This is a genomic window from Pseudomonas sp. BYT-1 (assembly GCF_023611805.1).
Taxonomy (GTDB): Bacteria; Pseudomonadota; Gammaproteobacteria; order Pseudomonadales; family Pseudomonadaceae; genus Aquipseudomonas; species Aquipseudomonas guariconensis.
The window spans coordinates 2,022,884-2,041,910 of the sequence record NZ_CP072559.1 but is presented as its reverse complement, the minus strand read 5'-3'; the positions used below and the strand labels follow the sequence as shown (position 1 = coordinate 2,041,910).

At 58.1% G+C, this 19,027-nt stretch carries 16 protein-coding genes; 11 read left to right on the top strand and 5 right to left on the bottom strand.

Features of this window, described 5'->3' with window-relative positions; genetic code table 11:
• Window positions 1-84: 84 nt before the first annotated feature.
• The 5 genes from J5X93_RS09330 to J5X93_RS09310 are packed head-to-tail and all read right to left on the bottom strand — an operon-like array spanning window position 85 to window position 4,079.
• Entirely contained in the window at window positions 85-1,143 is a 1,059-nt protein-coding gene (locus J5X93_RS09330) for an ABC transporter ATP-binding protein (protein WP_232092038.1), read from the bottom strand.
• A gap of 57 nt (window positions 1,144-1,200) precedes the next feature.
• Window positions 1,201-2,010, bottom strand: coding sequence for an ABC transporter permease (locus J5X93_RS09325; protein ID WP_182941211.1), 810 nt, complete (start codon window positions 2,008-2,010; stop codon window positions 1,201-1,203).
• Window positions 2,007-2,636 carry an ABC transporter permease gene (locus J5X93_RS09320; RefSeq protein WP_250034627.1) on the bottom strand — a complete coding sequence of 210 codons (630 nt, stop codon included), beginning with the start codon at window positions 2,634-2,636 and terminating at the stop codon, window positions 2,007-2,009. The genes J5X93_RS09325 and J5X93_RS09320 overlap by 4 nt, the downstream gene beginning before the upstream one ends.
• Window positions 2,637-2,660: 24 nt before the next feature.
• Complete coding sequence (locus tag J5X93_RS09315) at window positions 2,661-2,927, bottom strand: ABC transporter permease family protein (RefSeq protein ID WP_250034625.1); 267 nt, start codon at window positions 2,925-2,927, stop codon at window positions 2,661-2,663.
• Between the two features lie 24 nt (window positions 2,928-2,951).
• On the bottom strand, window positions 2,952-4,079 hold the full coding sequence (locus tag J5X93_RS09310) for an extracellular solute-binding protein (RefSeq protein WP_182941217.1): 1,128 nt from the start codon (window positions 4,077-4,079) through the stop codon (window positions 2,952-2,954).
• Between the two features lie 328 nt (window positions 4,080-4,407).
• Between J5X93_RS09310 and J5X93_RS09305 the strand changes: the two genes are divergently transcribed.
• From J5X93_RS09305 to J5X93_RS09255, 11 genes are all read left to right on the top strand, one after another.
• A complete protein-coding gene (locus J5X93_RS09305; protein WP_182941220.1) occupies window positions 4,408-5,181 on the top strand; it encodes a creatininase in 774 nt (257 codons plus the stop codon).
• 83 nt (window positions 5,182-5,264) lie between these two features.
• Window positions 5,265-6,650, top strand: coding sequence for a GABA permease (gene gabP / locus J5X93_RS09300; RefSeq protein ID WP_182941223.1), 1,386 nt, complete (start codon window positions 5,265-5,267; stop codon window positions 6,648-6,650).
• Between the two features lie 225 nt (window positions 6,651-6,875).
• On the top strand, window positions 6,876-7,892 hold the full coding sequence (cahR, locus tag J5X93_RS09295) for a transcriptional regulator CahA (RefSeq protein ID WP_182941226.1): 1,017 nt from the start codon (window positions 6,876-6,878) through the stop codon (window positions 7,890-7,892).
• Window positions 7,893-8,031: 139 nt separating this feature from the next.
• On the top strand, window positions 8,032-9,531 hold the full coding sequence (gene istA / locus J5X93_RS09290) for an IS21 family transposase (RefSeq protein WP_182943259.1): 1,500 nt from the start codon (window positions 8,032-8,034) through the stop codon (window positions 9,529-9,531).
• Window positions 9,524-10,324, top strand: a complete 801-nt coding sequence (gene istB / locus J5X93_RS09285; protein WP_064305084.1) for an IS21-like element helper ATPase IstB — start codon at window positions 9,524-9,526, stop codon at window positions 10,322-10,324. Before istA ends, istB begins: the two co-directional genes overlap by 8 nt.
• 202 nt (window positions 10,325-10,526) lie before the next feature.
• Complete coding sequence (locus J5X93_RS09280) at window positions 10,527-10,883, top strand: 4-fold beta flower protein (RefSeq protein ID WP_156859949.1); 357 nt, start codon at window positions 10,527-10,529, stop codon at window positions 10,881-10,883.
• A 119-nt stretch (window positions 10,884-11,002) separates the two neighbouring features.
• Window positions 11,003-11,620, top strand: coding sequence for a DUF6338 family protein (locus tag J5X93_RS09275; RefSeq protein WP_232092041.1), 618 nt, complete (start codon window positions 11,003-11,005; stop codon window positions 11,618-11,620).
• A gap of 845 nt (window positions 11,621-12,465) precedes the next feature.
• Window positions 12,466-15,084: a PD-(D/E)XK nuclease family protein gene (locus J5X93_RS09270; protein WP_182941287.1), complete on the top strand. Its 2,619-nt coding sequence runs from the start codon at window positions 12,466-12,468 to the stop codon at window positions 15,082-15,084.
• The gene (locus tag J5X93_RS09265; RefSeq protein WP_182941290.1) at window positions 15,081-18,251 is read left to right on the top strand and encodes a UvrD-helicase domain-containing protein; all 3,171 of its coding nucleotides are present in this window, start codon (window positions 15,081-15,083) and stop codon (window positions 18,249-18,251) included. Before J5X93_RS09270 ends, J5X93_RS09265 begins: the two co-directional genes overlap by 4 nt.
• Window positions 18,252-18,459: 208 nt before the next feature.
• Window positions 18,460-18,795, top strand: coding sequence for an integrative conjugative element protein, RAQPRD family (locus J5X93_RS09260; RefSeq protein WP_182941293.1), 336 nt, complete (start codon window positions 18,460-18,462; stop codon window positions 18,793-18,795).
• Window positions 18,782-19,021 carry a TIGR03758 family integrating conjugative element protein gene (locus J5X93_RS09255; RefSeq protein ID WP_103436873.1) on the top strand — a complete coding sequence of 80 codons (240 nt, stop codon included), beginning with the start codon at window positions 18,782-18,784 and terminating at the stop codon, window positions 19,019-19,021. The genes J5X93_RS09260 and J5X93_RS09255 overlap by 14 nt, the downstream gene beginning before the upstream one ends.
• Window positions 19,022-19,027 lie beyond the last annotated feature (6 nt).

Here is a 19,027-nt window from a genome sequence, read left to right as displayed (position 1 = left end):
CTCCTACTCTACCCACGCAGCGTCTACTGCGAACACCACGATTGTCCCTGCAGTTGCTTGGCCAGACGTGTCAGATTTCGACCCCTAATTGCCGCGCAGAATCAGGGCACGCGTATCAGCCCATCCAGCATGAACGGTCTGGCCGGCCTTCAACTCAAGCGCGTGGTAGTCCGCGTTGGGCCTCTGTACCTGCAATTCCAGGCCATCGCGGGTTTCCAGGTAAACGTTGACCATCGAGCCATTGAACTCTTCACCCACGACCGTGCAAGGCAACCGGCTATCGGCTGTCGGTTGCGTGGTCAGGTCGATATGTTCGGCACCGATGCAAACCGTTACCTTCTCACCCAACGCAACCGTTCGGCCTTCAGGCAAGCGTGCCCGGAAGCGACCATGGGGCGAGTCGATCTGAACCACCCCTGTATCGATGAAACCGAGCACGACCCCCGCGAATATGTTCTTGCCGCCGACAAACTCGGCGACAAAACGATTGTGTGGTTCCAGGAAGATATTCTTCGGCGAACCGATCTGCTCGACGCGACCGCGGCTCATGATCACCACCCGGTCAGCCATGGCAAAGGCTTCCGATTGGCTGTGAGTGACGTACACAAAGGTGATACCCAGGTCCTTCTGCAAACCGGTCAACACCGCCTGCATGCGAACACTCAAGTGCGCATCGAGCGCGCTGAGCGGCTCATCCAGCAGCAGGATCGACGGTTCGGTGACCAGCGAACGAGCCAAGGCCACGCGTTGCCGTTGCCCGCCGGAGAGCATACTGATATCCCGTGTGGCGAATTCCCCCAGATCAAGTCGTTCCAGCCATTGCAATGCCTTCTTGCGCCGCGCCGCCTTGGCCATACCCCGCATCCGCAAGCCGAATTCAACGTTTTCCACCACGTTCAGAAAGGGGAACAACGCCAGGTTTTGCCACACCAGCGGCGTGTCCCGCTGCCACGAGTAGAGGTCGTTGATGCGCTGGCCGTTCAAGCGAATCTCGCCAGAGCTTGGCCTGTCGAGCCCGGCCAGCATGCGCAACGTGGTGGTTTTGCCACAGCCGCTGGAGCCCATGATCGCAACGAATTCACCCTTGTATATTTCCAGGTTCATCGGTTCGACAGCCATGAAACTGCCGAAGTGTTTGGCCACGTTGTCGAATACCACTAACGGTTGAGTCATGTTCGAGTCCTGCTGGGCATGGAGGGTTCAGCTGCGTTTGCCGTCAGCGGGCTTTTGCTGCCGGCTCATCAGCAAGATCTGCGCGATGGTCGTAAGCGTGATCGTCGTGATGAAAACGATCGTGCCGATAGCGTTGATGGTCGGGCTCACTTGGCCTTGCAAGGTATTGAGAATGCGCACCGGCACCGTCTCGTTGAGCCCCGAGACGAACCAGGCAACCGCGAATTCGTCGAACGAAACCGCCATGGTCACGAACAATGCGGCGAAGATGCTCGGTACCGTGAACGGCAGGATCACGAAGCGCATAGCGTGCCACTGGCTGGCGCCGAGATTCCAGGCAGCGGCCTCCAGTTGCGGGTCCATCTGCGCCAGGCGCATGCGAATCACCGCCATGGCGAACGGCGAGCACATCACAATGTGGCTGATCATCACCGCATGGAGTTCACCGGACAGGCCAACCCGCGACAAGAACGCCAGCATCGCCAGGCCAAGGATCACCACGGGAATGGTCGGTGGCAGTAGCGCCAGCGCCATGTAGACCGACTTGCCGAAAAAGTGGTAACGGAAGTCTGTATAAGCCGCAGTAAAACCGAGCAACGTAGAAACCAGCGATACCACCACCCCGACCAACAGGCTGTTCTTGAAGGCTTGCCACACTTGCGGGTCTGTGGCGATCGCCTCGTACCAACGCAAACTGAACCCACCCAACGGCAAAGATGGGAAACGGTCGACGTTGAAGGAGAACACGAAGCTGCCAATGATCGGCGTGAGGATGAACAGGAAGACCAGCGCAACAAAGCTGCGCAGCATGAAGTTGATGACACGATGCTCGTTCATGCGCGCCTCCTGTAAGCGTAGCGAACCATCAGGAACGCCACCATGAGCAAGGTCACGATCATCGCCGTGGCAATCACCGCCGCACGCGGCCATTGCTGCCCTGACTTGGTGGTGTCGGTAATGAGCGTGCTCAAGGTCGGCGGTTGGCCACCGCCGAGGTAAAGCGGGCTGACAAAATCGCCGAAGGTCATGATGAAACAGAACAGCGCCGCCACCACGATGCCAACCCGCGCCGACGGTATGATCACCAGAAACACCGTGCGCACACGGCCTGCGCGTAAGTTGTGCGCCGCTTCGATCAAAGTTCGGTCGATATACATCAGGCTGAACAGCTGCAACAGCACCACCAGCGGCAAGCACAGGGTGAAGTAACCTACGTAACTTCCAAAGGCGGTGTTGAGCATGGGCAACGGCCCTATTCCCAGCAGTGCCAGCGCGCTATTGAGCAAGCCTTGATCGCTGAGGAAGACTTGCCAGGAATACGTGCGGACCAGGTAGCTGGTGAAAAACGGTGTAATCAACAATAAGATAAGCCACTGCCTGGTCGCCGCACGAAACTTGAATGCAATGGCGTAGGCGCACGGGAACGCCACGACACTGATCAGAACGCAGGCACCTGCTGCCATGGCCCATGTGTGAAAGTAGGCATCTCAGAAGAACCCACGGCTGAACATGTAGCTCCAGTTCTGGCTTTCGAATGCAGGTTGCATGCGAAAGTTACGGACCAGCCAGAAGCTGATGGTCACCAGGAATACCAGCGGGAATACAAAGAACACCGATTGCCAGATCAGTATCGGTAAAGAAAAACTCAACCCATACCAGGGCAAGCGAAAGTTTCGCCTGCCTGGACGAGAAGCGCGCGTGTCGGAGGGTTCCTCACGGGCGGGCAGCGGGGGCGATACCTTGTTCGTGATCATTGCGCCGGTCCTCTCTGCGCGCCATCAAGCGCCCTTGTATTCCGACCAGAAGTCGTTCCACTGCTCCAGGCTCTGCTGCACAGGGAGTGCGCGGTACTGGATACGCCCCTCGCGGATATCGTCCATGACGTTGCGCTGGCCCGGCACCATGCCCTGGCGTTTCGCTTCGGCCGGGTCGACCAGGTTGAGCAACTCCCAGCCGCGCTTGTTGGGTATCAGCGCTGGATAGGCCTCCATCTTCGCCGACTTGACCTGGCCTTCGGGTGAGGTGATGTATTGAATGAACTTTTTGGCCAGCTCAGGGCTACGGGCTTTTTTCGCGATGCAGTAGGACTCGGTCCACTGCAACCCACCCTCCTCTGGCACGACGGTTTTCACCGGCGCACCGGCACGCTGCAGGACACCGGTGATCCAGTCGCCAATGCCACACATTGCATGGACCTGGCCACTTTTGAGCGAGGCGAACGTGCCGCCATAGTCGAAGAAGCCGCCCACTTGGCTGCGAAGGCTCAAGGTTTTTTCCTGCACCATTTTCCAATGAGCGACATCAATGTCGTAGGGCATACGGTTGTTATTGAGCAAACTGATTTGCCCAAGATTCGGCAAGTGCCAATCGAAGTGCCCAACTTTACCCTTTAGACTTTCGCCCCAGAGCACCTGGTAACTTTTGACTCTAGATTCGGACAGCAGTTGGGTATTGAAGGCAATACCGAGGAAACCAAAGCGGATCATCACCGAATACAGTTCATCACCCTCCCAGTGGCCAGGGAAGTGTTGGAATTCTGGAAAGAAGTCATCGAACGGGTAATCGGCCGGGTCCAGTCGCTCAATATAATCAGCGGCGTTAAGTTGCTGTACATACTCGGCATCCGACAAGATCAGGTCGAATGTACCCGGGGGCGACTGGGATATCAGCCCAAGCATGTTATCGCCGCCAGTATAATATTTGGCACGGACCTTGACCCCGTGCTGGCGCTCGAAATCAGCGACGATATCGGGCGCGGCATGCCCGGCCCAGGCCAATATCACCAGTTCTTTTTCTGCTGCGCCCAAGCCTCTGGACGGCCACCAACTACCCAGCGCTGCCGCACCGGCGAGCACGCTGCTGTTTTTTATGAATGTACGGCGTGATAGATCGGCGCGATACTTCATGAAGATATCCTCGGTAATCAAAACATGCCTTGGCCCGTCGTGCTCTCGCCACGCCGTGCCAAATTTTTACCGCCTTATTGATTACCGATTGCAGCAGATCGCCAGCAGGACGATTTGCATTTTTCCGACCTGTAGTTTATCAAACTCGCCCCTCGCCGCACTGGCAGGGCCACTGCCGCGCCCGCGGATAGCGCTACGGCAGTATTTGTCAACTCCAGGTCGGAAACTGACAATTACAACAGGTTGCGATCTGATCAAATCGTGACATCTGCTACCTGCTACAAGCCGGACGACCTCAACGATTACAAGAACATAGAGAGACCACCCGATGAACGATAGCGTAGTAATTGGCGAACTCACCTGGCCTGAGTACGCCCAGCGTGTTGCATCCGGCAGCCCGATTTTCTTGCCAGTGGGCGCCTTGGAGCAACACGGCCATCACATGTGCATGGAAGTGGACGTATTACTGCCGAACGCGCTGTGCAAGGCAGTAGCGCGCAATGTCGACGGCCTGGTATTGCCCGCTTTGGCCTACGGCTACAAGTCGCAGCAAAAATCGGGCGGGGGCAATCACTTTCCCGGCACCACCAGCCTGGATGGCGCGACACTGACGCATACCATCCAGGACATCATCAGGGAGCTGGCCCGGCATGGCGCGCGCAAGCTGGTGATGATGAATGGGCACTACGAGAACTCCATGTTCATCGTGGAGGGTATCGACCTGGCGCTGCGCGAGCTTCGTTATGCCGGCATCACCGACTTCAAGGTCGTCATCCTGTCCTACTGGGATTTCGTCAATGCGCCCGAAGTCATTCAGGAACTTTACCCAGACGGATTCCTCGGCTGGGACATCGAACACGGTGGGGTCTTCGAAACCTCGTTGATGCTCGCCCTGCACCCTGACAAAGTCGACCTGGCCCGAGCCGTCGATCATCCGCCAGCCACCTTCCCTCCCTACGATGTGTTTCCGATCATTCCGGAGCGCACACCGGCGTGTGGAACTCTGTCATCGCCCAAGGGCGCCAGCCGCGAGAAAGGCGAGTTGATTCTGCGCGTCTGCACCGAAGGCATCAGCAACGCCGTCCGCGAGGCATTCGGCTAAGCGTCAAGACACTGCATGAATTTCCCAGAGCACGATTCGCATTAGCTGTTCACCCGCCATCTATAACAACAAGGGTAATGATAATGTCCAGCCACTCAACTCTGGCACCCGGCCTCAAACAGCGCCACGTCACCATGCTCTCAATAGCCGGCGCTATCGGCGCCGGCCTTTTCATCGGATCGGGGCACGCTATCGCAGCCGCTGGGCCCGCCGCCATCCTTGCCTACATCATGTCTGGCACACTGGTTGTGCTGGTCATGCGTATGCTCGGTGAAATGGCAGTTGCCTCCCCTGATACCGGTTCGTTTTCCACCTATGCCGAACGCGCCATGGGACGTTCGGCCGGTTTTACCATCGGATGGCTGTACTGGTGGTTCTGGGTGCTGGTCATTCCCATCGAAGCGATTGCCGCAGCGGCTATCTTGAATGCGTGGTTCCCGGCGATCGAAACCTGGGAGTTCGCGCTGGCAGTCACCGCCTTACTGACCTTGACCAACTTGTTCAGCGTTGCCCGCTATGGGGAGTTCGAGTTCTGGTTCGCCATGCTCAAGGTCATTGCCGTGCTGGGCTTCATCGCCTTGGGTGCGCTGGCCCTGACCGGCGTCGTGCCAAACCTCAGCGTCAGTGGCGTGGTCAAGTTGAGCAATGACTTCGGCGGCTTCATGCCCAACGGCATGGCTGCGGTCATTGGCGCCATGCTGACCACGGTGTTCAGCTTCATGGGCACTGAAATCGTCACCATCGCCGCCGCAGAGTCGAAAGACCCCTCCAGGCAGATTACCCGAGCCACCAACTCGGTCGTCTGGCGCATGGGCATCTTCTATATCGTCTCGGTGTTCCTGATCGTCTCGATCGTGCCATGGAACGACCCCATGCTGGTGCAGGTCGGCTCCTATCAAAGAGCCCTTGAGCTGATGAATATCCCTCACGCCAAGATGATCGTGGATATCGTCGTGCTGATCGCCGTGGCCAGCTGCCTCAACTCGGCGATCTACACCGCATCGCGCATGGTCTACTCGCTGAGCAAACGTGGCGACGGCCCTGCCGTTCTACAGCGCACCTCATCAGTCGGTGTGCCATTCGTCGCGGTACTGGCCAGCACCGCTGTAGGCTTCCTGACCACCGCGTTGAACTACTTCGCACCGGACGAGGTGTTCTCCTTCCTGCTGGCGAGCTCCGGTGCCGTGGCATTGCTGGTCTACCTGGCCATCGCGGTATCGCAATTGATCCTGCGCAAGCAGATGACCCGCCGAGGTCAGGTCATGGCCTTCAAGATGTGGTTGTTCCCTTGGCTCAGCTACCTGGTCGTCGCCTCCATCATCGGTATTCTAGCGATGATGCTGGTCATGCCGGGACACCGCATGGAAGTGCTGGCAACTGGTGCGCTGGCACTGTCCATCGTGTGCATGAGCTCTATCTTCTCGCCCAAGAAGCGCCCACTGCCCAATGCTGCAACCGAATCAGCCTAAACCTGGTCGAGCCATTTCCCCCTGCGAAGGCAACGCGTTCGCAGGGTTTTTGCTTTTTGCGACGAGCCGTAATCATGGGGCGAATATCGGCCAGTACGTCCCTATTGCCCGATCACTCCGTGTAATATGCCCTCAATTCTGGCATGAATACCTTGTACACAATAAATTGCCGGTATCGGTAAACAGGCGCGAAGCACGTCATTTTGCATTGAAGGAGCCGTATTGATGGGTACGCTGAAGTCCTCGCTACTGGCCACGGGATACCCTGTCAATGATCCCCCGCCCAAGGTTATCGGGTTTCTGGTGATTCCTAATTTCACCACCATTGGGTTTGCCTCCGCCGTGGAGACCTTGCGCATGGCTAACCTGGCCGCCCGCAGGACCTTGTTCCAAACGCTCATCATCGCCGCCGACATGGAGCCGGTGAGCGCCAGCAACGGCATGCGCATCCTGCCTGACCACAGCATCAAGGACGTGCCCAAGCTCGACATGCTGTTCGTGGTAGGGCCTAACCCCATCGTCTCCGACCACAATACCCGCGCCATCGTGAACTGGCTGCGCAGGCTCGCCCATGACCAGGTGGCGTTGGGTGGCATTTGCACAGGTAGTCATTTGTTGGCGCGCGCCAATTTGCTCACGGGTTACCGCTGCACCATCCATTGGGAAGACATCGAAGCGTTGAAGGAGCGCTTCCCTGGCATCATCATTTCCAACCAGCTGTTTGAACTTGACCGAGACCGTTACACCAGCTCCGGTGGTGTAGCCTCCATGGACATGATCCTGCAACTGATCACCCGCGAGCCTGGCGGGCGAGAGATTGCCGCGCATGCAGCCGAACTGCTGTTATGTGACCGAGTCCGTAGTTCGCAGGAACGTCAGCGCGTGCCCTTGCGACAGAAACTAGGTACCTCCCAACCCAAGCTCAGCCAGGTCGTCAGCATTATGGAAGCTAACCTTGAAGACCCCATGACCTTGGAGGAGCTGGCACAGTTGAACGACATCTCCGTTCGGCAGCTGGAGCGTCTGTTTCACAAGCACCTACAAAATACGCCAAGCCAGTATTACCTTGAATTGCGCCTGTCGCGGGCCCGGCAGCTGTTGTTGCACAGTGAATCGCAAGTACGCGATATCGCACTCGCCTGTGGCTTCGTTTCGCCGGCGCATTTTTCCAAATGCTACAGCCGTTTCTTCGGTGTTTCGCCCATTGGTGAACGCAAGCAGGTTGCCGCAGCACATTGCTGATCATTTCCATTCGGCCATGCGGCCTGTTGCCGCTGACCGAAAAATGACCCAGTTTCGCCCATTGTGCTGACTGAAAACTGACCCAGGTGTTCCACTGCACCTGCTCATTTTTTGAGCAGGAGAACACAGGGTGATCAGCATGGAAATGATGGGCAAAATTCGGCGGATGTATTTCCGCGACAAGCTGTCGTTGCATGAGATAGCCAAGCGCACCGGACTGTCGCGCAACACCATCCGAAAATGGATCAGAGCACCGGAGTCCAAGCAGCCGGTTTATCAGCGTCGAGCTGTGTTCAACAAGCTCAGTCCCTTTCACGAGATGTTGGAGCAGGCGCTGCGGGCTGATGCCTTGAGGGCGAAGCAACATCGCCGCAGTGCCAAGGCGCTACTGACCATGATCAGGGCTGAAGGCTATGACGGCGGCTACAGCCAGCTCACAGCCTTCGTTCGTCATTGGCGCGGAGAGCAAGGCAAGGCGGTACGGGCATTTGTGCCGTTGGCGTTCGCGTTGGGCGAGGCCTTCCAGTTCGATTGGAGCGAGGAAGGCTTGCTGATTGGCGGTGTTTTCAGGCGCGTCCAGGTCGCGCATATGAAGCTATGTGCCAGCCGAGCCTTCTGGCTCGTGGCCTACCCCAGCCAAGGGCATGAGATGCTGTTCGATGCCCATACCCGCTCATTCGCCGCCTTGGGCGGCGTGCCGCGTCGCGGCATCTACGACAACATGAAAACGGCGGTCGACAAGGTCGCCAAGGGTAAAGGCCGCACGGTCAATGCTCGCTTCATGGTGATGTGCTCGCACTACCTGTTCGACCCGGACTTCTGCAACGTAGCGTCCGGCTGGGAAAAAGGTATCGTCGAAAAGAACGTCCAAGACAGTCGGCGCCGCATCTGGCTGGCCGCCTGCGACAACACTTTCCATAGCTTCGAAGAGCTGAATGCCTGGCTTGCCCAGCGCTGTCGGGCTCTTTGGCACGAGCTGATCCATCCGCAGTACAACGGCCTCACCGTCGCAGAAGTCTTGGAACTGGAGCGCGTCGAAATGATGCCGATGCCGAGGCCCTTCGACGGCTATGTAGAGCGCACGGTTCGCGTTTCCAGCACCTGTCTGATCAACGTGGCTCGCAACCGCTATTCAGTACCCTGCGAGCGTGTTGGACAGTGGGTCAGCAGTCGGCTCTATCCCTCGCGAATCGTCGTGATTGCCGATGATGGTGTGATTGCCAGCCATGAGCGCCTGTTTGATCGCGATCAGGTCAGCTACGACTGGCAACACTACATCCCCCTCATTGAGCGTAAACCGGGAGCCCTACGCAATGGTGCCCCGTTTGCCGATCTACCCAGGCCCCTACGCCTGCTCAGACGCGGGCTGCGGCGGCATCTACAGGGTGACCGAGTCATGACCCAGGTGTTGGCCGCCGTGCCCATCGCTGGCCTGGATGCCGTCCTCGTGGCGGTTGAGCTGGTTTTGGAATCTGGCAGCCTGAGCGCTGACCACATCCTCAATGTCGTGGCCCGTCTGACCGCCCGTGAAGTACCACCCTCGGTCGAAACCAACCTGCAACTGAAGGTGTCCCCTGTTGCCAATACCGCGCGCTATGACCGGCTGCGCAGCACGGATGAGGAGGTGCGGAATGCGTGATCTCACAGAGGAACTCAAAGACTTACGCCTGCACGGCATGGCCGATGCCTGGGCAGAGCTGGCCGCACAAGGCGAATCTTCCACTGCGTCATCGAAATGGCTGATCGAGCATCTCCTTGATCAGGAGCACGCCGATCGGGCAGTGCGCTCGGTACATCATCAGATGAATATGGCAAAACTGCCCATGCACCGTGACCTGGCTGGCTTCGACTTCGGTGTATCCAGCGCTGATGCCCGGCTGATCAAGGAACTGTCCACTCTGACCTTCACCGACACAGCGCAAAATGTGGTGTTCATCGGCGGCCCTGGCACCGGTAAAACGCATCTCGCCACCGCCCTGGCAGTGGCCGGCATCACCCAACATAACAAGCGTGTGCGTTTTCACTCCACGGTCGATCTGGTCAACCTGCTGGAGCGTGAAAAACATGAGGGCAAGACAGGGCGGATCGCCCGAGGACTACTGCGTGCAGATCTGGTAATCCTTGATGAGCTTGGCTACCTACCTTTCAGTCAGAGCGGCGGAGCCCTGCTGTTCCACCTGCTTTCGAAGCTTTACGAGCACACCAGCGTGATCATCACCACCAACCTCAGCTTCGCCGAGTGGTCGAGCGTATTTGGCGACGCCAAGATGACCACGGCCTTGCTCGACCGATTGACACACCACTGCCACATCGTCGAGACGGGGAATGAATCGTACCGCCTGCAAAACAGCACCCTGGTGGCCAAGACCAAGATCCAGGCGAGGGAGCGGAGACGGCAGGATGTCGAGGAAGCGGAGGACGACCCGTTTTGACCTCTTTGGGCTGGCCTTGCTGAGTGCAGGGTCAGCACTTTTACGATGCTGTCGACTGCTAGGCTTATCCACAATTGCCGGGGTCAAAATCGGCAAGCAGCCCTGGGTCATTTTTCAATCGGCAGGGTGGGTCAACTTTCAATCAGCGCCAACAGCTCAGGGCACATCGGTGCCCTGCCCTCCTCTCGGATGGAGAATTTTCATGTCCTTGAATTTCTACGATCGAGCCGGTGCTCCCATCGCGTATACCGACGATGGTGAGCATATTTTCACAATCAGCGGTCGCCCCGTAGCCTACCTATATGGTGGTTCCGTCTATTCCTACCAGGGACGGCATCTAGGCGTCATGACTGAAGGGGTCATACGGGATAATAGTGGTCATGTCGCCTTTTTCACCAAAGATGCAAGACTAGGCGTAACGAGGCCGATGGTTCGACTGATGCCGTTGAAGGGGCTAAAGCAACTGAAGCCTCTCAAGCAATTACGACAACTCAGGCCGCTGAAGCCGTTAAATCGGATGACCTGGTCTCAGCTATCCGGCCAGCAATTTTTCTTTTAACTCACCATACGGTCAACCCCTCACACATGGACGTGTGTGCGGAGTGACCATTCTAGACACTTCGTTGCTCATCAAGAGAAATCCCGGGATCTCACCTACAGGTGACTTTTCGGAGGTACATGATGGAAGACCTAGCTACAAAAATCATTCCGCTGGTTCAGACACTGATCCCGGGCTTTTTAACCGCCATGATTTTCTACTGGCTGGCAGATGTAAAAAAACCTGGCCAGTTCGAACGCACCGTTCAAGCACTGATCGGTACCGGCCTAATCACAATGATGGTCGCAGGCATCAAGGCAGGGCTAAGCTGGACTGGTGAGCATTACTTCACCTTGGGTGAGTGGACGACCCAGGTAGAGGGTGTCTGGGGTATTGGCCTGGCGGTGGCGTTGGGCTTGCTTCTGGCCTTCGCTTCGAACCATGACTACCTGTATCGGTTCGCAAGGTGGCTGACCCTAACCTCTCGTTCCTCATACCCGGAGTGGATTTATGCATTCCGCAAGCGGGAAGGAATGAGCGTCGTGCTGACACTGCTTGATGGTCGTCGGCTGTTCGGATATCCCGCTGTTTGGCCAACCGATCCAAAAGAAGGGCATTTTCTTATCACTCATCCGTGTTGGATGGACGAGAACAACCAATGGATAGAGACGCCTGGCATCGAGAGCTACCTCATTGCCAACTGCGACGTCTACCTGATCGAATTCTTAGAGGAGGTAACCGAAAGTGAGCAACGATAACCGACCTAAGCAGCACGTGCTTGAGCTGCGGGTCGCCAACGATGGCATGAACGTCAGCCCTCCGGCACCAACCAATATCCGCCCTAAAGCACCGCCACCAGCCCCGCCAAAGGCACCGAAAAAGTAAGAGGCCGAAATGTACGAAGAAAGAGGTATATCGCCCCAACCCCGCCGGCCAAACACCGGACAGTCAAATCCAGCCAAACCGTTTGCCCAACGTCCAGCTACACCTCCGAAAGCCCCACCACCACCCAGCAAACGGTGATCAGCATGACCATTCAAACTGGCGGCAAGATTCACGTTAACGACGGTATAAGCAAGCAGACAACCAGTCAGCGCCCGGCAACTCCACCAGTTGCTCCGCCGCCGGCGCCTCCAAAGCGCTAATGCTGTGAAGGTAGGTTGAGGACGTGTGTGGAATTGATGTCACGTGCTCAAGGATTGGCAAGCTTTCATGGCGCTGATATCAAGTATGGGAGCCAAACGGACGCGACAATGAGGCGCATCCTTCTGAAATCATGAGAGTCCTCGCCTGCGCTTGGAGCTCGCTTGAAAAAATCTGGACGTGCAGCAAATCCTTTCCTTCTTCGTCACTTCTGTCGAACGCGAGCGCAGTATGGCTTCACCACACTGAACTTAGTGATTCTAAGTCAAAGCCGCCCCGTCGCTGGCACGCATGGCCATCAGCTCGGTGACCAGCCAGATGGCATTGATGTGGGTCGCTTTTGGCAGTCTCACTTCCTACTCGAATGGTAGCTTTCGGTTACTCTTTTCGACTGGGAGCAGGGGGGCCAAGATGTAATAGGACACCTGCATTCGATCGCCATCAAGGAAGTCAGCTCAGCATGCACATCACTTTTGGCCTTTTCCTGGACGCCCGTCAGGGCCCGTCTCCAACGAACTTCTTCAATAATCCGATAGTCGGCCGCCTAGGCTTCCTTTCCCTGCTGGAAACCTATCTTGGTCTGAGCGCGCCAGAAACCTCAACGGCCAGACGCGTGGCCATTTACTCCGGTCTGCTGCGGGCTCATGACAACGACTCGCGCTTCTACAGCGACTCCCTGAAAGTCGACAGCATTGGCACGGCCGCGCGCCTCCTGGCGTGGCGTGACGAGTGGCGGCTTGGCGGCTGGGACGGCAGCGCTAATCCGGAGCACCCGCCGCGAATCCAAGAACTTGCGGCCGTCGAAAAGGCCGCTCTCGAATCTCTACCGCCCGGAGAGGCCGAGCGCTTGCATCAGGTGATACTAGCTCTGAGTGCCTCCGGACCTGGTCCCATCAGGTCAGTTCACCTGGTTGACCCGCCTGAGGACTTCCCACGCCTCTGGCAGCAGGTGTTGGAGCACCTGCCCGAGGTCGAAGTTCGCCTTCCCGAACCACAGGGAGCAGGCCAACTCCGCGCGGTGCAGGAGCACGCCCTGACCGTGCTTAACGGAGGCTCTGCGGGCGATTTGGCTGTGCAGACCGACGGGGCCATCATGCTGGTGCACACCCTCGCAGCCACTACCGCCGAACATTGGCTAGGTACGCAGCACGTGCACACGCCCGGAGACCGACTGATCCTGGCCGAAAGTGCAGGAGACTCACTGGACGTATCACTATCTGTTGCTGGCAGCGTCAACTGCGGGTTCGAACGTCCTAGTCAACTGCGCCCGGCCCTTCAGGCACTAGCCCTTGCCTTGGAGCTGTGTTGGGAGCCAGTGGACATGAACCGCCTTTTGGACTTCCTGACTCATCCGGTCGGCCCATTCAGTCGCGCTGCGAGAAGCAGACTCGCACGCGCTGTCTCCAACCAACCCGGAATAGGTGGCGAAGCCTGGACGACAGCCAAGAACAAAATCGCCGCAGGTGACGATGCCCAGGAAGTGGCAGATGAAATCACCTTCTGGCTGGAGTCGAAGCGCTGGGCACGCACAGATGGAGTGCCGGTAGATGCACTGATCGCCCGTGTCGATCGGATGCAGGAGGCTATGCGGCGTCGCCTCTCAGGTGAGTTTGCTGACGCGGCGATTTTTATCGCGGCGCATAGCCAATGCGCGGCTGTTCATGACGCATTGATCGAGCTGGCTCGGCAAGGTGTGCCCAAGCTGCTGCCTCGACAAGTTGAGCAGTTGGTCGCACACGCCACACCCGCCGGAGCAACCAACCCCGCGGCGGTTCCTCATATTGGTTGCATGCGCTCGAGCGGCACGGCAGCCGCGTGCATCGAAGCAGCTGATGAAGTGATTTGGTGGATGCCGTCGACGCCTGACCTGCCCTCGCCTCTGCCTTGGTCTCCTGCTGAGGTGAATGCTCTGACTCAATTAGGTGTGCAGTTGCGAGACCCGGCGCGTGAGCTTGTATCGTTAGCACTGAGGTGGCTGCGGCCACTACTTGCCGCGAGAAAAAGATTCGTCATCGTCTGCCCTCCTCCTGGTTCAGAAGTGCATCCGATTCGCCAGCTTCTTAAGAAGCTCGTACCGGATATCGAGTCCGCGTCGCTTGACTTGGACACCGCACTCAACTCCACGCTTCTAGGGGTAACCGCCGAGGTGCTTGCACCTCAGGCGCTGCCCGCGACTCCACGACACATCCAACTGCCTCATCCCGTGCAGCTCGGCGACGCCCTACAGTCGTTCACTACGCTGAACGAGCTTTTCAATGACGCAGCCCTATTCGTTTTGAAACGAGTGGCGAAGCTGGATCCTTCCTCAGTCCTAGAGGTTGATGAGGGCAACCGCCTGCTGGGCATCCTCGCTCATAGGGTGCTCGAGAAACTCTTCGCGCACGACAAAGCCTTGAGTTGGTCAAACGCCGAAGCCGTTGACTGGTTCCGCACCGTAGCCGACTCGCTCTTGCTGACTGAAGGCGCTGTACTGCTCATGCAGGGTGCGGGGGTAACACAGCAGCACTTCCGGCAGGTTTGCGAACGAGCCATCGGAAGTCTCCTCGATCACCTCAGGCTCGCAGGTGCCATTCAGGTTCAGACTGAGGTGGAGTTCAGAGGAACCCTGGGAGCAGTTCCGCTGATCGGCAAAATTGATCTCTTGGTCACGCTTGGTGACAAGCGAACTGTTGCCGTGGACATAAAGTGGAGAGGCGATACCTACTACGCCGGGCTGCTTCGCTCTGGCGAGCACCTGCAGTTGGCGCTCTACTCCAGCCTCATAGAGCAAGCAAGCGGTGTCGCACCCGCCGCGCTTGGCTATTTCATCCTGGAAAGCGGCGGACTGTACATCAGCGCTGCTGACATCTTCCCAAAAGCGCAGGTCAGAAGACCGCCGGACGGCGTAACCGTATCCAACCTACTCGATCGCGCGCGCGCTACCTGGGAGTGGCGCAAGCAACAGCTGGACGCCGGGATCATCGAAGTCGTTCCGGAAGAACCGGGCGACGAGTTCCAGGGCCCTGAGGGAACCCTTTCGGTCAAAGGTCCAAGCAGCTGGGACCGAGACCACCTTATCTTGCTGGGAGGCTGGAAATGATGAACAGCATCGAATTCATCAGTGCAGGCGCCGGTAGTGGCAAAACCTACAAGCTGACCGAAACACTCGCCCAAGCCCTCGAATCGGGCGCAGCCCGCCCTCACGCTATCTTGGCCACGACCTTCACCGTGAAGGCCGCTACCGAGCTGCGTGAACGCGCCCGGTCCTGGCTCCTTGAAAAGGGACGTATCGACCTCGCCACAGCCATCGGCCAAGCCCGCTTAGGCACCGTCAATAGCGTTTGCGGTCAGATGCTCAAGCGGTTCTGCTTTGAGCTTGGCCTGTCTCCCGATCAGACTGTATTGAGCGAAGGTCAATCCAAGAGACTGCTCAAAGCTACACTGGCCGAGTCGATGGAGGCCGACGCTCAAACGGAACTGGTTCGGCTCACAGGGCGGTTCGGGATTGAGCAGGCGGACTGGTCCAAGACTGTTGAGGCTGTCGTCAAGGCCGCACTCGACAACGATATTGGACCGGATGAGCTTCGAGTGATGGGTTCCAAGAACGCAGACGAGATGCTCAGGAATTGGCCTGTTCCGGGGGTGGACCCGACCGAAGCATTGGCGACTGCGCTGGCCGAAGCGCACAGGCAAGTAGCGGCGTATGTAGAAAAGCAGCAAGCTGCCGATGCCAAAGTTGCAGGCAACCTGTTAAAAGGCCTAGAGGACCTCCAGAAGCTGGATCGACTCTTCCGTGAAGGACGCTGGAGCTGGCCCGACTGGATCGGTGCAGCCGGGTTCGACGCCGGCGCCAAGGTCAAAGATATCGTGGCACCAGTCAAAGCCGCAGCGCAGGCGCATGAGTCTCACCCTGCCTTTCATGCCGAAGTCCGCCAGTACCTTGACCAAATATTCAACCTGGCCGCCGACGTTCTCAATGCATACGAGCAGGCCAAGAAGGCGCTGGGTGCCGTCGACTTCAGCGACCAAGAGGTGTTGCTGTTACGTGCGTTGAGGACGAAGCCAGCTGTCCGTGAAATCTTGGCGGCAGAACTGGATCTGATCATGGTCGATGAGTTCCAAGACACCAGCCCTCTCCAACTGGCGCTTTTCATCGAGCTGGCCAAGCTAGCTAAGAAGTCGGTGTGGGTCGGCGACCCTAAACAGGCTATCTACGGCTTCCGCGGTACTGACGCAAGCCTCATTGCCGGCGTTCTCAATGCCATCAAGGGCTGGGGCGGAATAGTAGGGAAGGCCCTGGACACCTCCAGGCGCTCCAACGAAAGCCTGGTTTCGCTCACTAATGGTCTATTCAACTCTGCGTTCGAGCCCGAGCTGACGCCCGAACAGGTCCGGTTGCAGCCACTGCGCAAGGACATTCCGGACCAGCCGGCGCTGTTGAACTGGAACTTCGAGAGCAGTCGAAACGACTCGGATTACCTGTGCCTTGGCCAGGCCGTCCGCGACCTGCTGGAGTCCGGGCTCAAGGTCGAAGATAGGGACACCAAAGAGCTCCGCCTGATTCAGGCTGGCGATATCGGAGTGCTTTGTCGCTACAACGACCAGGTCGAATTTGCCGTCACGTCGCTCACCCGCTGGGGAATCCCGTCAGCCAGCCCACGCTCCGGCTTGTTGGGAACCGCCGAAGCCATCTATGTCATGGCCTGCCTGAGGCGTATGAGCGACCCAACCGACACTGTCGCCACCGCGCTGGTTCTAACCCTGGTTGACAGCACCCCGGTCGAAACCTGGCTTGCAGACAGGCTGCAGCACCTCGCCACGGATGAGGCCAAGCCATACGAGTGGCGGACGACGGGCGATAGCGCTCACAGACTAATTGCCCGATTGGAAAAACTGCGTCCGACACTAATGGCTTTGACGCCACTGGAAGTGCTACGACTTGCCGCTGCCGAGTCCCAAGTAGCAAGACTGGTCGGCCAATGGTCCACCTCCCCCCACGAGAGCCGCAACCGGATGTCCAACGTCGAGGCACTGGTCGAGCTCGGAAAGACTTTCGAGGACGAGTGCGTCGCGGCGAAGCGGCCAGCGACGGTTAGCGGCATGCTTCGTTGGCTGGAAGAACTCGCTAGCCAAGAGGATGATAATCGGGCCACTTCGGCAGACAACGCAGTCTCGGTCCTCACTTATCACGGGGCAAAGGGGCTGGAGTGGCCAGTCGTCGTGCTGACAAGCCTCGATGCAAAAGCACGTACTTCGCTTTGGGGCGTGCGCGCGAGGACCGTTGGAGGCTTCGACCCTCAGCAGCCACTCGCCAACCGCTTCGTCCACTGCTGGTTAAAGAGCTGGGGCAAGCGGTCCCAGCCCCAAGCCGCACTCAATGCCGAAGCCAGCGTAACTGGCCAAGCCATGCAGGCAGAGGCCTTGGCGGAGAACAAGCGTCTGCTATATGTGGGCTTGACCCGCGCCCGTGACATAAACATCGCACTGTCTTTCGTGCGCAAGTCAGGGCCGGGCCGCGCTTGGGTTGGCGAGATTAAAGGCGCAGCCGAACTGTTGTTCGGTGGCTCAGAAATCATAACGACTCCCGAAGGCAAGCAGCTTTCCAGGCTATCGAAGTCCTGGAGCATGGATGAGTGCTCAACGGAGCCACCTGCCAAAGCCCCCGAGGCTTGCCACTGGTTTACAGCTCGTCCGCGCGTGCAGGCCGAACCTTTGTGGCACCGACCGAGTTCTGCTTCGGGGGGTACATTCACGGTTGTCGAGACCGACGCCGTCGGAGTTCGACTAAGCCTGGCAGGCAAGCCCGACATGGCATCGCTGGGTACAGCGCTCCACCTGTGCATTGCACGCGCCGGCGTGCTTGGCGGTATTTCTCCCCCTGACGTCGAGCACATCCTGAAGACCTGGACCGTGGCTGATTCTGTAGATAAGGATGCCGTGTGCTCCCAGACCTCAGCGTTCCAAGCTTGGATAGCCAAGCGCTGGCCCGGCTGTCCCGTTTACATCGAGGTCCCCATCGAAGCAGATGGCCCGAACGGTACTCGTATCCGGGGCCGTATCGATTTGCTGGTTGAGTTACCAGACAGCTGGATTCTGGTGGACCACAAGTCGAACCCCGCTGGCTCAGCCAGAGACGATGACTTGGTAGCCTTGCATGGCCCACAGCTAGAGTCCTATGGCCACGCCCTTCTCAGCGCAACCGGCAAGCCCGTGAGCCAGCGATGGCTCTATCTGCCGGTAGCTGCACGAGCCGTCCGCCTGTCCTGACGCTCTCATAGGTGCACGAGTTTGGATCAATAGAATAACGAGGGTAAGCCATGCAACCATCGGCGACGTGCTCGATGAATTGACTGAGTACGGGATGGTCAACATCAGACGAGGGCGTGAAAACCGAACTCTCTACATTCCCTTTAGCCCGTGCCAACGCCAACCTTACTCATCATGGTGAAGACTAGTCATTCAGCTGGATTTCACCATGATGCTTTCTCCCTACCCCTTACTCATAACTTGCTTGGTTGCCGTCACGGCCGCCGCACAGGATGGGCGTGAGCGCTCAGACCTTGGCCTGATGCAGCGGCATCTCGATACCATCGAGCTCTTGGCTGGTCGAGCAAGTAGCAGCGCTACCGGCACTGACCAAGTTCGTTTTCGCTTCGACTACCCCAGATTGACTGCGGACTTGGCGCGCGTGCGGCACGGCATCAACAACTATCTATCGCCCTCACGCGCGCAGCCGGCCGACCTGGTCGAACTGGCCGATGATTATCGTGCTGACGCGCGCCATTCGAGTCCTTCCAATGAGCATGACTGACGCCCAACTCAACGCGTTCTCCGCCGTGGCCGGGTTTACCCCGCAGCTGAGTTCGGTGCTATGGCGCTCATCCGTGCTAGTGCTCGCGTTGCTCTGGTGTACCTGGGCCTTGTGGACCGGCTACCGCGGTTGGGCGGCCGGTAACCTCAATTTTGGCGCGCTCGGCGGCAGCACGCTGCGCCTGGCCCTCGCCCTGATCGTGCTGATGTTTTTCATGCTGTCGTAACCCGGA